Origin of the sequence: Enterobacter sp. PTB (assembly GCF_051130085.1) — a bacterium.
Classification (GTDB): Bacteria; Pseudomonadota; Gammaproteobacteria; order Enterobacterales; family Enterobacteriaceae; genus Enterobacter; species Enterobacter ludwigii.
Genome location: NZ_JBDKEE010000016.1, coordinates 24394 through 38942, shown reverse-complemented (window position 1 = coordinate 38942; position 14549 = coordinate 24394). Strand labels below are relative to the sequence as shown.

Sequence of the window (14549 nt, the reverse complement as noted above, 5' to 3'; positions counted from 1 at the left end):
GATAATTACTTTTCTTCAACTGCATGGCCGAAATATTCCGCGCCCTGCAGAATATGCGCGACAAATTGCGTGAGCTTGGGTAGCGGACGTAAATCCTGGCGCCACAGCAAATGTACCGGTCGTGGCGCAGGCGTGTAGTTCTCCAGTACCTGCACCAGTCTGCCGCTCGCCAGCTCTTCTGCCACCAGCACTTCGGGTTGCAGTAATAATCCCGCCCCCGCTCTCGCCGCCATCCGTAGCCCATAGCCATCGTTGCAGCGCAGAATGGCATCGCGCTTCCAGCGCATCTCACCTTCAACCCCCGGCAGCCGCCATTCGTTACGCGCGGTCCACACCGTGTGTGACAGGCAGAGATGATCCGCCAGATCGGCAGGCGTTCGCGGCGTGCCGTAACGCGCCAGATACGCCGGGGCCGCGCAGATCACCATTCGGTACGGGCAGAGGTATTTCGCCACCAGATCGTCGTTATGAATGTCACCAATGCGAATGGCCAGATCGACCCCTTCATCCACCAGATCCACCATCCGGTTGGTCAGATCCAACTCCACGCGCACGTCCGGGTAGCGCTGCAAAAAGGTCGCCGTGAGGGGGGCTATCACACAACCCCCAAACGAGGTGGGCGCAGTGACCCGCAAGGTCCCGGCTGGGGCGGCACGCAGTCGCTCAACCGCGCTTTCGGCGATAGAGACCTGCTCCAGCACCCGCTTCGCCTCGTCGAAATAGACCCGCCCGGCGTCCGTCAGACTTTGACGCCGCGTGTTTCGCTCCAGCAGCCGGGTGCCGAGCTGAGACTCCAGCAACGCAATGTACTTCCCCACCATCACCGCCGACATCTCCAGCCGGCCTGCCGCGCCGGTAAAACTGCCGCTCTCAACGACAGCAATGAAGGTCTCCATGCTGCGAAGCTTATCCATATTCCAAACCCCTGGTTAGCAATCCTCTAACTTTAGCCCAGTTTATCTGAGTTTTGATTTATTAAAGAATGAAGGCTCACAACCTAAGGAGTCAGCTATGAAAATCGTGATTATTGGTGCCAGCGGTACGGTCGGTCGTGCGGTAACAGAAGAGCTGAGCCGTCGCCACGACGTGATCCGCGTGGGTCGCACCCAGGGCGACTACCAGGTGGATATCACCTCTCAGGCAAGCGTCCAGGCATTGTTTGAAAACATCGGTGCGGTGGATGCGATTGTCTCTGCCAGTGGCGGCCTGCACTTCGGCCCGCTCGCGACCATGAAAGACAGCGATTTCAACCAGGGCTTGCAGGATAAGCTGCTGGGACAGGTTCGTCTGGCGTTGACCGGCCAGCATTACCTCAATGAAGGCGGCTCCATCACCCTGATAAGCGGGATCGTGGCGCATGAGCCTATCGCTCAGGGGGTGAATGCCACCACGGTGAACGCCGCTCTGGAAGGGTTTGTCCGCGCTGCGGCCTGTGAACTGCCGCGCGGGATCCGCATCAACCTGATTAGCCCGACGGTACTTACCGAATCAGCGGAAGCGTACGAAGGCTTCTTCCCGGGCTTTGAAAGTGTTCCCGCCGCAACGGTGGCGCAGGCCTATCGTCGCAGCGTGGAAGGAGTGCAGAATGGACGAGTGTATAAAGTGGGTTACTGAGCCTTAGCGGCAGAAATCAGGACCAGCATCGGACGTTCCGCCTCTTCGGCCAGCGCGGGCCATGCATCAATTTGTGCCTGCGTTGGTCCCCATTCGTTCACTTCCGTTATTGTCAGCCCCGCCTTAATAAGCGCATTGAGCGTGGTACCGAGCGTACGGTGATATTTGATCACCCCGTCCGCCAGCCAGTTGCTGACGCGCTCGCCCTCATCCTGATAGCGATTAACGCCCCAGAAACGCTCGCCGTTATCGTCGGTCAGCCAGCCCTGACGTGAGGCGCAGGTGTAAATCGGATGTTCCATTGAAAAGACGAGGCTGCCGCCGGGTTTAAGCGCCCGCCGGATTTTTTCAAACAGGGTCTCCAGCACCGGCAGGTAGTGCAGCGCCAGTGAACTGTAGATCAAATCAACGCTGTTCTCAGGTAACGCCAGAGATGCCAGATCGCTGCGCTGATACTGTATTTGCACGTCGTCCGTCAGTTCAGCCGCCCGGGCGAGCATCTTTTCGGAGAGATCAACGCCGGTCACTTCTGCCGCCCCCAGCGCGCGTGCAGCGCGACAGAACCAACCGTAACCGCAGCCAAGATCGATAACTGACTTGCCGGATAACGGTGGCAGCATGCTTTTCAGCGCAGGCCATTCCGGTGCGCCGTCCAGACCCTGCACCGAACGCGGTAGCCGGGCATAGCCTTCAAAAAACGCCGGGTTGTCGTAGATGTTTTGTGCCATGACGGACTCCTTTATCGCAACAGAGGCGAGGGTAAAACACCCCTCGCCCGTTGACAACATACCCGTCTGAAAATCAGAGCCTGCGCCGGATCTTCTCCACCATGGCGGCAGTCGAAATCCCGTAACGCGCGTGAAGGGTCGGTAGCGCACCCGCATCAAGGAACGCATCCGGCAACGCAACGGTGTCAAAGTCGACGTTAACGCGATGGCGCATCAACAGCGACGCCACGGCTTCACAAAGCCCGCCAACGCTACTGTGGTTTTCAGCCACAATAACCAGACGTCCGGGTTTCGCGGCTTGCGCCAGAATGGTCGCTTCATCCAGGGGCTTAATCGTGGGTGAGTGAAGTACCGCCACGCTGACATTATCCTTGCGCAACTGCTTTGCCGCCTCCAGTGCGCGCATGGTCATCAGCCCTGAGGCGATAATCAGCACATCACTGCCCTCTTCCAGCAGCGCGGCTTTGCCTATTTCAAACCGGTAATTGTACTGATCCAGCACCACCGGAACCTTACCGCGTAACAAACGCATATAAACCGGCCCTTCGTGGCTGGCAATGGCAGGCACCGCCTGTTCGGTGTCAATCGCATCGCAAGGATCGATAATGGTCATGCCCGGAATGCCGCGCATGATCGCAATATCTTCCGTTGCCTGATGGCTTGGCCCGTAGCCGGTGGTCAACCCCGGCAGCGCGGCGCAAATCTTGACGTTGAGGTGTTCCTCAGCAATGACCTGATGAATAAAATCGTAGGCACGGCGGGTGGCGAACACGGCATAGGTGGTGGCAAAGGGAATAAAGCCCTCTTTAGCCATCCCACCTGCCGCCCCCATTAACAGCTGTTCCGCCATTCCCATCTGGAAGAAACGTTCAGGGTATGCCTGAGCAAAGATATGCAGGTCGGTATATTTCGATAAATCTGCCGTCATGCCGACAATGTTCTGGCGCTGAGCCGCCAGTTTCACCAGCGCGTGGCCAAACGGCGCGGCCCGGGTTTCCTGCCCTTCCTCTGCAATTGAGGCAATCATGGCGGAGGTGGTTAAACGCGGTTTATTTTCGACGGGCTGGCTCATTACAGGACTCCTTCTGGTTTATTCGCATCGAGCACGGCGAGCGCCTGTTGCCACTCATCGGCATCCACGCGAATAAAATGGTTCTTGTCACGCTGCTCGAGGAAAGGCACGCCCTTGCCCATCAGCGTGTCGCACAAGATGACGCGCGGCTGTTGTTCGGGATAGCGTCTGGCATTATCAAACGCCGACACCAGCGCGGGGATATCGTTACCGTTAACGCGTTGTACATACCAGCCAAAGGAGGTCCACTTATCTTCCAGCGGCTCAAAACCGAGGATGTTATGTGAATTACCGTCCGCCTGTTGCCGGTTAATGTCCACCAGCACAATCAGGTTCGAGAGCCCATGATGCGCGGCTGACATGGCGGCTTCCCAGGTTGAACCTTCGTCCAGCTCACCGTCAGACATGGAGTTAATTACCCACGCCGTGCTCTGTTTATGTTTCAGCCCCAGCGCCATTCCCACACCAATGCTGAGTCCCTGCCCCAGAGAACCGCCGGAGATCTCCATGCCGGGTGTATACGTTGCCATGCCGGACATCGGCAGGCGGCTGTCATCCGAGCCGTAGGTTTCAAGTTCCTCTTCAGGAACGATCCCCGCCTCGATCAGCGCCGCATAATACGCAATGGCGTAATGTCCGTGGGAGAGCAGGAAGCGGTCGCGGCCTTCCCACTCCGGCTCCTGAGCCCTGAAGGTCATACCGTGCGCAAACGCAGTTGCCAGCACGTCGGCATAGCCCAGCGCCTGACCGATATAGCCCTGACCTTGTACTTCGCCCATTCGCAGCGCGTAGCGGCGAATGCGCCACGCGGCCGCGGCAACCTGTTGAACTGTCGTATTCGTCATTCTCGTCTCCCCTTAATGGATCAGCATGCCGCCGTTCACGTCGAGCGTGATACCGGTGGAATAAGAAGAGAGATCGCTGCCCAGGAACAGCGCGGCACGGGCAACATCCTGTGCATCACCAAGACGGTTGAGCGGAATACCCGCCAGAATGGCGGTTTTCATCTCATCGCTCAGCTTGCCAGCGGTGATGTCCGTCTGGATAAGCCCCGGGGTGATGCAGTTCACGCGCACGTTATCCGGCCCAAGCTCACGGGCCATGGCTTTGGCTAGTCCCAGCACGCCGGCTTTTGCAGCGCTGTAGTGCGGGCCGCCAAAAATACCGCCGCCGCGCTGTGCCGAAACTGAAGAGATACAGACAATGCTGCCGGACTTCTGCGCGCGCAGAGTGGGAATCACCGCCTGGGACATCAGCAGCGTACCGCGCAGGCTGACATCCAGTACGGCATCGTAATTGTCGCGCTTAATATCCATCAGTTTGAGCGGCTGGGTTATCCCGGCGTTATTCACCAGAATGTCGATGCGCCCATATTTACCCAGAACCTGCTCAATGGCTGCGTTCACCTGCAACTCGTTGCTGACGTTTGCCGCAAGCCCCAGATGCCCTTCACCCAGACATGCAGCCGCACGCTGGCTGGCCTCGGCATCTAAATCAATAATGACCACTTTCGCGCCCTGCTCGGCATATAATTTTGCCGTGGCGAAACCCAAACCGCGCACAGAAGCCGCGCCGGTAATCACGGCGACTTTATCTTTCAGAAGCATATATTTCTCCAGTATTGTAAGAGAGGTTTTATTTATTATTTCGGTTCTTCCAGCAAGATAATCATGACTAATCCAATTGCTGCGCAAATACCGAAATAAATAAAGACAGAATTAAAGCTTCCAGTTTTATCCAGCAGATAACCTGCCAGCATCGGCGAAACAAATCCGCCGAGATTACCGCCGCTATTAATAATTGATGCGGCGATGGGATACGTTTTGCTGTCCGCAACGGCCATTCCATAAGCGGTGAAGGCGGGCCAGCCTATATTCAGACAGAGACCAACAAAAAAGAGGCCGACACAAACCGCAACGGTGCTTTGCGGGATATTCAGCATGATGACCATCATCAGTACGGTGCTGATGGCTGTAAACATCATGGTCGGTTTACGCCTGCGCCCGAGCCATTTATCGGAGACATAGCCGCCAAAAATCGCGCCGATAAAACCGCCGATACACGGCATACTCGCGACGAGGCCCATGCTCATGAACGTAAAGCCTTTTTCTTTCACCAGATAAAGCGGTATCCAGGTCAGCAGGCCATACAGCACGCTGACCATCATGAAGTAGGCCACACAGTCACCGAGAATATTTTTCGATGTGAACAGACCTTTTACCGTGCTGATGGGCGACAGATCCCGTACGCGGATCAGACGGTCAAGGCGGGAGAAGCCGGGGGAAATCACGATATTTTCCCGTCTGGCATCCGGTGTCGCCTGACCTGCGGTAATGGTCTCCAGTTCGCCCTTTGACACGAAAGGGCTCTCGGAAGGCCGGGTACGTACCAGTAAATACCACAGGACAGCAATGACCAGCCCCGGAATGGCAAAAGAGAAAAAGACCCAGCGCCAGCCCCATGTCATGGCAATCCACACTGCCAGCGGCGGCACCAGGATGGGGGCAAACATGGTGGCAGCGATATAGACGCCGGTCGCCGTGGCCTTCTCTTTTGGTGGAAACCAGTTATTGATCGTTGATGCCAACCCCACCGGGCATGGCCCCTCGGTTAACCCCAGCCCGAGGCGGATAAACTTCAGGCCCAGCACTGAGGTCGCAGTCCCCATCAACCAGGTAAACGCCGAGAAGCCAAATATCGACAGCGCCACCATCCCGCGAATGCCCTTTTTGGCGATAAAAAAGCCCGCCGGTATTTGGCTCAGGGCGTATCCCAAAAAGAACATACTGGCGATCGCACCGGCTTCGAAATTATTGATATGAAACTCGTCGATGATAAAAGGAAGTACAGCACCAATATTTGTTCGGTCGGCATAGTTAATGGCATACACAATAAAAATTAATGCCAGCACAACGAAACGGTAATTGGTTTTCTTTGTCGCTATGTAGGGGGCAACTTGTTCTATACGAGACATGTTTTACCTCATTATTCGAACAACGTGAGTCGTTTTATTTATGCGTTCAACGTCAATATATCGGCTATCGAACGAAACACCATTCAATAAAACTCATTTATTGCTGAGATAAATTTGATACGCGATGCAGGTCATAAAAATAAAATGTAACCCTCATCAATATTCATCGATAAAACACTGTGAACAGGATCATGTTTAATCCATTCAGCCGGGTAAAAATTGCTGACGCGATGCCGCAATGTTATGTTTTTTAAAATTGTCTCGTTTAAAAGGAGTGGGCCATGCCCGCGCAGGATCGCCAGACCCTCCCCATACCCTCGCTGCGAAATATTCAGTCCTTTATCGCCGTGGCCAACTCTCTCAGTATCCATCTGGCGGCCGAACAGCTTAACGTCACCGCGTCAGCCGTCAGTCATCAGATCGCCTCGCTGGAATCCTGGATGGGGAAGAAGTTATTTATCCGCAGCGGCAAAGGCGTGACCCTGACCCCGACGGGGGAAAAATATCTGCGCGACGTCTCCGCAGCGATGAGCGCCATCGGCCGTGCAACCGAACAGGTGATGAAAGAGGCCGATAATCCGGTATTGCGCGTTCACTCTTCACCAACGTTTGGCCTGACGTGGTTATTGCGCCGGCTCGGCAAATTTCGCAGTGAATACCCGGATATTACGGTCAATCTTTCCTGCTCCTATGAGAACCTGCAGTTTGCACGCGATAACATCGATATTGATATTCGCCACGGCATCCCGGACTGGGACGCTTACAGGGTCATGACCATTAAAAACGATGCGCTGGTGGTGCTGGCCTCACCGGCATATCTGCGTGCACATCCCGTCAACACGCCGCAGGACCTGCTTTCACAGGCGCTTATCTCGTCGACCAGCACCCTGGTCAACTGGGAAAAATGGTTTGCCTGGCACAATATCGACCGCCCCTGGCTCAACTTCAGCCTGAGTTTTGATCGTTCTTACATGAGCTTTGAAGCCGCGCGCATGGGGCTGGGATTTATTCTGGAAAGCAAGATGATGGCCACCGATCACCTGAACGATGGCTCCCTGGTGCAGGTGCTACCAGATGAAACGGGGATCGCCATTAATGCGCATCATCTGGTGATGCCGCACATGAACGAGCGCACCTGGAAGATCCAGCAGTTTGTTGAATGGATTGATCGCGAGCTGCGTCTGTCGGGGTATCACCTGTAGCAATACCCCGACGTGGCGTCAGGAGACGGTGCCCCACACAAGATGGCCCTTATGGAAGGTCGCGGTACGCGGTGAAATCCGCGCCACGGCCTCGGCGGAACAGGAAGCGTCCACCAGCACAAAGCTGGCATCGTCCTGCGCTTTTGGCCACACGCGCTCGCCTTTGTCGTTCAACGGCAGCACATCACCGGTGGCGATACCCAGCGCGCGGGAGAGCGTCTGTTCATTCGGGCGAATATAGAGCTGGGCGTAAAGATTGGCTTTTTCCAGCATATCGCCCAGCCCATACGGCGACCAGTGGTCAATGACGCTGTCGGTGCCGGTCATGACGAACACCCCCTTGTCACGGAGTTGCTTCAGCGGCATATGCAGGGTGCCAATCGGCACCGTAGAGGCAATGGTCACCTGCTGCGCCGCCATACGGGTGGCGATTTCATCGACCTGCTGCTCGTTGAGCATGGCCAGCGCGAAGGCGTGGCTGATGGTCAGTTTGCCCTTCAGCGCGGGCGTTTTCTCCACGGTCTCTACCATGTAGTTCACCGCCGCGACGCCTGCCGGGCTGGTTTCATGCAGGTGGATGTCCACCCCTTTGTCATAATCCAGCGCAATCTGGAACATCGTGTCGAGGGATTTTTCCATCGCACCGTCCACGTTAGTCGGATCCAGACCGCCCACGTAGTGCGCGCCAGCCTGCATGGCCTCGCGCATCAGCGTTTCGGAGTGCGACAACAGCAAGCCGTGCTGCGGGAAGGCGACAATTTCACAGTCAAACCCCGGCTTGCGGCGCGCTAAGACGGCCTGGAGATTTTCCAGATTCTTCAGGCCAGATGTCGGCTCAATATTGCAGTGGCTGCGGGCGAGGGTGGAGCCTTTCGACTGGATCAGATCGATAAGCTTTTCCGCACGCTCCTGCGTGTAGGGCTGTAACTCTGGCAGCAATTTTTGTTCAAGACGGATCATGTCCTGAATGGTCGTGCCCGCCGGGCGGTTAAGGGAATGCCAGGGACCACCGTAAAAGGTTTTATCCAGGTGGATATGCATGTCGCGCATCGCCGGCAGCATCAGCTTACTGCCTGCATCATAGTGTGGCAGCGTGGCATCGGCATGGCTTTTGTTATCACGCAGGGCGACAATTTTGCCGTCATTAATTTCGAGTGTTTTCAGTTCGGTGCGGGTGCTTATCGCCACGCCGCCGTCAACGTTGAACCCGGCCTCCAGCAGCACGTTATCCAGGTAGTAGTGTCTGGCGGTAATGTTCATCGGTTTGCCTGTCTCACAACGTGGTTTCGCAGTCTCTGCAGCATACGCGACGGAGCCAGTGGTGCCAAACAGGGCGCAGGCGGTAACCATTTTGCCGCTCTGGCTAATAAACTCGCGTCGGCTTTTATTCTCACTCATCTTCTCTTCCTTTTACTTACGCATTCACAATGTGGGTACCGGTCTCACCGCTCAGCGCCGCAGGCAGGCAGTCCGGCGAGGTGATGATCACGCGCTTGCCGCCGTCGTTCAGAAACGCCAGCGAGGCGACGATTTTCGGCAGCATGCTGCCCGCCGGGAAGTGCCCCTCCGCCACGTAGCGTTTCATCTGCGCCACATTCACCGTATCCAGCGCCTGCTGGTCTGGCTTACCAAAGTTGATGCACACTTTCTCCACCCCGGTGGTGATCACCAGCACGTCGGCATGGATCTCGCGGGCCAGCAGCGCGGTCGAGAGATCCTTATCAATCACCGCATCGACGCTCTGGTAATCCCCCTGCGCTGTGCGCACCACCGGAATACCACCACCGCCCGCCCCGATCACCACAAAGCCTTTTTGCGTCAGGGTCTTGATAGCCTCCGCTTCAACGATACGCAGCGGCTGCGGTGAGGCCACCACCCGGCGATAACCGCGCCCGGCGTCTTCAACAAAATGCCAGTCAGGATGGGCACGCTGGAGCGCATCACGCTGCGTCTCACTGAAAAACGCGCCGATAGGTTTGGTGGGATGGGCGAAACCCGGATCGTGTTTATCCACTTCCACCTGCGTGACGACCGTGACCGCTTTTTGCTCGCCGTGGGCGGCCATGCGGTTATTGAGTGCCTGCTGGATCAGGTAGCCGATACCGCCCTGGGTATCCGCCACGCAGTTTGCCAGCGGCGTGAGGGGTAGTCCTTCCCGCTCGTGAGCAATTTCAGCGCGGCGCAGATCCAGCCCCACCTGGGGGCCGTTACCGTGAGTGAGCACGATGTCATAGTCAGACGCCAGCATCTCCAGCACTGACTCTGCAACCAATTTCACGGCCTGTGACTGGTGTTCAATGGACTGACTGGCGTTATCTTTGATAATGCTGTTGCCGCCAATGGCGACGACCATGAGCTCTTTCATAGTGTTTCCTTTGAAATGGTGCGGGGTGAGGACATCAGCCATTATCAGGACTCCGAAACCGGCGCTGCCGCGCTCACCACGTCGCGGCTATCAAGAAAATGCTTCACCACAAACATGCCCCCCATCATCAGGTAGGCCGTGACAAACATCAGCGAACTGCCTTCAGCAAAGCCAACCACTGGCGCGTGGATCACGCCGAACAGCGCCAGCAACGCCCCAACGGCGGCGGCCACGGCTCCGCGCAGCGGTTTGTTGATGATGGCGAAGATAGCGATGCAGCCCCACAGCATGCTGGCGAGCGGTGCGCCGTTACCCAGATGCACCAGTCCCTGGTAGTAGATACCTTTGCTGTGCAGCACGTCGGTGCCAATTTTCGCCGCACTGGTCCCCGCCGCGCCCATCACGCTGTTCATCATGGTCAGCGCCCAGTTGGCGATCCACGGGAACAGGCAGATGAAGATCACGGGAACCTCCACTTTGGGCGTTTCCCTTACTACCTGGTTGGCGGTCACCACCCCGATAAACACCAGAATCGGCACGATGGCGGTCATCGGTATGATGGCGAGCATAAACGCCCCCAGCCCGAACAGCGGCACGATAAACATGGTCACACCGGAGGCCAGCGTGTAACCAATGCTGGCCCCCATCGCTTTCCAGCCCGCGTGGCCGACGTAAACCGTCACCGGGAACGGGTTACCCATCAGACACCCGAGCATGGAGGCCAGCCCGTTTGCCAGCATCACCTTGCGGGTCGGGTACTCATCCCCCGCCGCGTGGGCGCTTTCGATGTTTTCCAGGTCAAAAATGTAGTTCGCCAGACCCAGCGGGACGGCAGAGGCCAGGTACGGTAATGCGTGCGGCAGTCCCTGCATAAAGCTGTCGACATGCACTTCCGGCGGGTTAAAGCCAAACGACGACATCGAGGCTTTGATGGCCTCCGGGCTTTGCAGACCGGAGATCCACGCCAGCGCGGTACCGGCAATCAGCAAGAGCAGGCCGGTTGGGATTTTGGCGAAGATCGGCTTTTTACCAAACCAGTTAATAAAGATCAGCAGCAGCACGATGAACGACACGGTAGGCGCCTCAAACGCCTGCAGCATCGGGTTCATCGCCAGCAGCAGCAGGCCCAGCCCGGACAGGCACGACAGCAGGACGGTACGCGGGATCATCTTGCGGATGGTTTCCCCCAGGAACGAACCGCCCGCCAGAATCATCGCCTCCACGAAGCACCACACCAGACCAATCTGGATAGCGAAATCCGCATCACCGGTTTGCTGGTAGACCGGCATCAGCACCAGAAAGGTCACGGTGAAAATTGACGGCGCGCTTGGGCCAGACGGCAGCGCGGTGACATCCGTACGCCCGGTCTGGCGCGCCATCTGCAGGCCAAACCACGCGTAGCAGACGCTCGCGACCAGCACCGCCAGCCCGAAGGCTGGCGCAATGCGTCCATAAACAATCTCCTTCGGGATGCCGACGACAAAAATGAGCAGCCCCATCATGGTCAGCAAATTGGTCAGGTTGTTGGTCATCAACCCGAAATACGCCGCCCAGTCACCTCTTTTCCACTCCAGTTTCATGTTTTTCATGGATGCATGCCTTATAAAAAGTAGCGATCGCGGAAGGTCAACAGCGCCTTTTCAAAACAGCTAAACGGCGGGTGAACGATGCCCGCCCCAATCATGCCAATACCTGCGTCTTTGTGGGCAATGGCGGTGTTAATGACCGGCAGAATGCCGCTGCCCGCGACTTTTGTGATGTCGATGGCGGTTGGAATGCCCATAAATGAGAGCAGCGGAATGGTGACGTTCGGGTTTTCACCGAGGGTGATCTCGCGCATCTGACGGGAGAAATCGATGGCTTCATCCACCGTGCCACCCACCAGTGCCACGATCGCCGGGGCTGTGGCCATCGCAAAACCACCGATACCGTAGGTTTCGGTAATGGCGCTGTCGCCAATATCCAGCCCGGAGTCTTCCGGCCTGTAGCCCGCGAACATCGGCCCTATCACCTGCTGCGCCGGGCCGGTGAACCACTGCCCCGGCAGCCCGGAGATGCGCAGGCCGAACTCGTAGCCGTTACGCGCCATGGTGGTGACCACGGTGCTGTATTCAATACCGTGTGCGGCATCCATGGCGGCTTTACACATCGCCATCCACGTCGGGCCGGAGAAGTAATCGCTGCTGGCGACGAACTCAAACACCTCACGCTGCTGTGCCACCGGATACCCGGCCTGAATCAGCCCGGGCGTCAACGCCTGGATCAGCAGCGTGGTGCCGGCGTTGTTGCGGTTATGGCACTCGTCGCCCATGTGCAGCGCCTGGGCCAGCATCAGGCGCAGGTCGATTTCACCAATGATTTTCATGGCATCGCGCAGCATCGGGCCGAGCACGTCACGCATCCAGTTCAGGCGGTCAATAACGCTCTGGTCGTTGGCGCCCATGCGCAGGATCTTCGCCATCTGCTCGCTAAGGTTAGTGAACGCCCGGTTGCCGTAGGTTTTGTTCTCAACGATGTGCATAAACATCGATGCCGAAGTGACGCCCGCCATTGAGCCTACGCAGTCGTGCTCGTGACAGGGCGAGAAGGTGATCGCCCCTGACGCCGCCACGCGCTCCGCGTCGTCGATATCGCGTGCCAGCCCTTCAAACACCAGCGCCCCGGTCACGGCCCCTTTCATTGCGCCACACATGTTTTCCCAGCTGACGGGCGGACCGGCGTGCAGAATGGTGGTGCGGGTCATGCCCGGCACAACGTTGATCGCCTGGTCGTAGCCCACCAGCACCGGATGGGACTGGATAATGCGCTCAAGGGCAATCTTATTGGCGGCGGCGATTTTGTCAGCCAGTGGCGCAAGGGCCAGCTGATCCAGCGCTTCTACAACCTGCAAATTCCCCTGCCCCGGCGGCGTCCAGTCGAGCTGGGTCACGGGGATATGCTGCTTTTTGAGATCCGCACTGAACAGCGCGATACCGACGTTAATCACGTTCAACGGCTGGTTAAATAAGGTCGTCATCAGGCAGTCTCCCCTTTAAAGACAAATTCACGTGCCAGTAATCCGGTGTTGGTGCTGCTGCTCGCCCAGATCACCCCTGCCTCGGTCAGAAGCTGACACTGCTGTGCCAGGGACGGTGAGTCCTGGTCGGTTCCGAGCACATAGCCGAGAATTGCCAGCGGGCGGTTATCGGCTTTCGCCGTCGCCTGCGCCTCTTTTATGGCCTCAAGCATCACGCCAACCGGATCCTCGTGCGCGCCAAAGCCCAGAACAAAGTCCATCACGATCACGCCCACCTCGGGGTCACGCGCCTCCTGCAACAGGCGGCTGATGCGGTTGGTCGGATCGATCATCGGGTGCGGTTTGCCGTGGGTGAAATCGTCATCTCCAAAATCAAGGAAGGTGTGGGCTTTACTGACGTTGATATCGTCCAGCCGTTTCGCCGGGTCGGGTTGAATGTTGCTGTAGACGTCGTCGAACTTTTCCAGCGCGGCGAACATGGCCTCATCGCACAGGGTGCCGCCGCAGAACAGGCCGCGGATGTATTTCTGCTGGGGTGTCAGCCGGGCACGCACCTCTTCGATCAGTGGCCAGTTCAGCGGATGCAGGTCGAGAGACTCTTTTTTCACCCCCGTTAACAGCACGGCCTTCAGCGCCGCCTCTTTGGTGCCACGGGCGAACTGCAGGTTGCCTTCATCAGCCGGCGGCTGATGACGACCGAGGAAACAGACCACCACCGGTTTGCGGCAGGTGCGGGCGCGGGCCAGCACTTTTTCTGCCACCGACGGCGCAGGCGGTTTAGAGATGAGGGTAATCACCTGGGTGGCGTCGTCAGCGTCCAGCATCGCGATGGCATCCAGCATCATCAGGCCACCTATCTTTTCGCTCAGATCGCGCCCGCCGGTGCCAATCAGCTGCGACACGCCGCCGCCGAATTCATGGATCCGCACGCTCAGCTCCTGGCTGCCGGTCCCGGACGCCCCGATAATACCGATCGGTCCGCGGCGCACCGCATTGGCGAAGCACAGCCCGGTACCGTTGATAATGGCCGTGCCGCAGTCCGGCCCCATCATCAGCAGCCCTTTCTGGTGTGCCAGCTGCTTCAGCGCCAGCTCGTCATCAAGGCTGACGTTGTCGGAGAAGAGCATGACGTTGAGATCGTTTTCCAGCGCCTGACGTGCTTCGCGGGCGGCAAACGTGCCGTTTACCGAAATCACCACCAGGTTGCTCTCAGGACGATGGGTTTTCGCACTGGCAAGGGTGGCATAACGCGCTTCATGGCTCCCGCCGCTCTCCTTGCGGGTGAAAAGCGCTTCGATGGCTGCCAGCGTTTCGTCATTCGCCGCCTCGCCTTTAATCACAATCATTAAGTCGCCGTTTTTGGCATCCGCTAATTCCGGCGTTAATAGCCCGAGATTTTTTAATACGCCTTTGTTCATTTCTGTCGCCATAGCCACAAAAGCCTGCTCAACGCCCGGCAATTTATTGGCCTTCGTGGAAACCGACATCAATGACACCGAGTCAAAATAGGTATTCTTTTTTATGACGATTTTGGTGGGCATTATTTTCTCCTGAATGAGGATAAAAGGGGGCCGCCGT

Annotated in this window: 13 protein-coding genes; 2 read left to right on the top strand and 11 right to left on the bottom strand. The window is 57.4% G+C overall.

Translation table 11 applies throughout. The features are described from left to right. Window positions 1–5: 5 nt before the first annotated feature. Window positions 6–914, bottom strand: coding sequence for a LysR family transcriptional regulator (locus tag AAIR21_RS18660; RefSeq protein ID WP_032678815.1), 909 nt, complete (start codon window positions 912–914; stop codon window positions 6–8). A gap of 97 nt (window positions 915–1011) precedes the next feature. Here AAIR21_RS18660 and AAIR21_RS18655 point away from each other — a divergent pair, with 97 nt between their 5' ends. Next, the gene (locus tag AAIR21_RS18655) at window positions 1012–1614 is read left to right on the top strand and encodes a short chain dehydrogenase (RefSeq protein WP_025203409.1); all 603 of its coding nucleotides are present in this window, start codon (window positions 1012–1014) and stop codon (window positions 1612–1614) included. Here AAIR21_RS18655 and AAIR21_RS18650 read toward each other — a convergent pair. From AAIR21_RS18650 to AAIR21_RS18630, 5 genes are all read right to left on the bottom strand, one after another. Beyond that, the gene (locus AAIR21_RS18650) at window positions 1608–2342 is read right to left on the bottom strand and encodes a class I SAM-dependent methyltransferase (RefSeq protein ID WP_182268869.1); all 735 of its coding nucleotides are present in this window, start codon (window positions 2340–2342) and stop codon (window positions 1608–1610) included. The two genes, AAIR21_RS18655 and AAIR21_RS18650, sit on opposite strands and share 7 nt — an antisense overlap. 73 nt (window positions 2343–2415) lie before the next feature. After that, window positions 2416–3414: a transketolase family protein gene (locus AAIR21_RS18645; RefSeq protein WP_020883880.1), complete on the bottom strand. Its 999-nt coding sequence runs from the start codon at window positions 3412–3414 to the stop codon at window positions 2416–2418. Then, window positions 3414–4259, bottom strand: a complete 846-nt coding sequence (locus AAIR21_RS18640) for a transketolase (RefSeq protein WP_020883879.1) — start codon at window positions 4257–4259, stop codon at window positions 3414–3416. The genes AAIR21_RS18645 and AAIR21_RS18640 overlap by 1 nt, the downstream gene beginning before the upstream one ends. A gap of 12 nt (window positions 4260–4271) precedes the next feature. After that, a complete protein-coding gene (locus tag AAIR21_RS18635) occupies window positions 4272–5021 on the bottom strand; it encodes an SDR family NAD(P)-dependent oxidoreductase (RefSeq protein ID WP_014171297.1) in 750 nt (249 codons plus the stop codon). A gap of 35 nt (window positions 5022–5056) precedes the next feature. Beyond that, window positions 5057–6388: an MFS transporter gene (locus AAIR21_RS18630; protein ID WP_014171298.1), complete on the bottom strand. Its 1332-nt coding sequence runs from the start codon at window positions 6386–6388 to the stop codon at window positions 5057–5059. A gap of 281 nt (window positions 6389–6669) precedes the next feature. On the opposite strand from AAIR21_RS18630, the gene AAIR21_RS18625 reads away from it, so the two are divergent. Next, on the top strand, window positions 6670–7590 hold the full coding sequence (locus AAIR21_RS18625) for a LysR substrate-binding domain-containing protein (protein WP_020883878.1): 921 nt from the start codon (window positions 6670–6672) through the stop codon (window positions 7588–7590). An 18-nt stretch (window positions 7591–7608) separates the two neighbouring features. On the opposite strand, the gene AAIR21_RS18620 is transcribed toward AAIR21_RS18625, so the two are convergent. The 5 genes from AAIR21_RS18620 to fdrA are packed head-to-tail and all read right to left on the bottom strand — an operon-like array spanning window position 7609 to window position 14512. Beyond that, window positions 7609–8988, bottom strand: coding sequence for an amidohydrolase family protein (locus AAIR21_RS18620; RefSeq protein ID WP_182268866.1), 1380 nt, complete (start codon window positions 8986–8988; stop codon window positions 7609–7611). Between the two features lie 16 nt (window positions 8989–9004). Further along, entirely contained in the window at window positions 9005–9955 is a 951-nt protein-coding gene (locus AAIR21_RS18615; protein WP_182268865.1) for a carbamate kinase family protein, read from the bottom strand. A gap of 44 nt (window positions 9956–9999) precedes the next feature. Beyond that, the gene (locus tag AAIR21_RS18610) at window positions 10000–11544 is read right to left on the bottom strand and encodes a hypothetical protein (RefSeq protein ID WP_047742219.1); all 1545 of its coding nucleotides are present in this window, start codon (window positions 11542–11544) and stop codon (window positions 10000–10002) included. An 11-nt stretch (window positions 11545–11555) separates the two neighbouring features. Continuing rightward, on the bottom strand, window positions 11556–12971 hold the full coding sequence (locus tag AAIR21_RS18605; protein WP_032680426.1) for a DUF1116 domain-containing protein: 1416 nt from the start codon (window positions 12969–12971) through the stop codon (window positions 11556–11558). Next, window positions 12971–14512: an acyl-CoA synthetase FdrA gene (gene fdrA / locus AAIR21_RS18600; protein WP_183516671.1), complete on the bottom strand. Its 1542-nt coding sequence runs from the start codon at window positions 14510–14512 to the stop codon at window positions 12971–12973. The genes AAIR21_RS18605 and fdrA overlap by 1 nt, the downstream gene beginning before the upstream one ends. Window positions 14513–14549 lie beyond the last annotated feature (37 nt).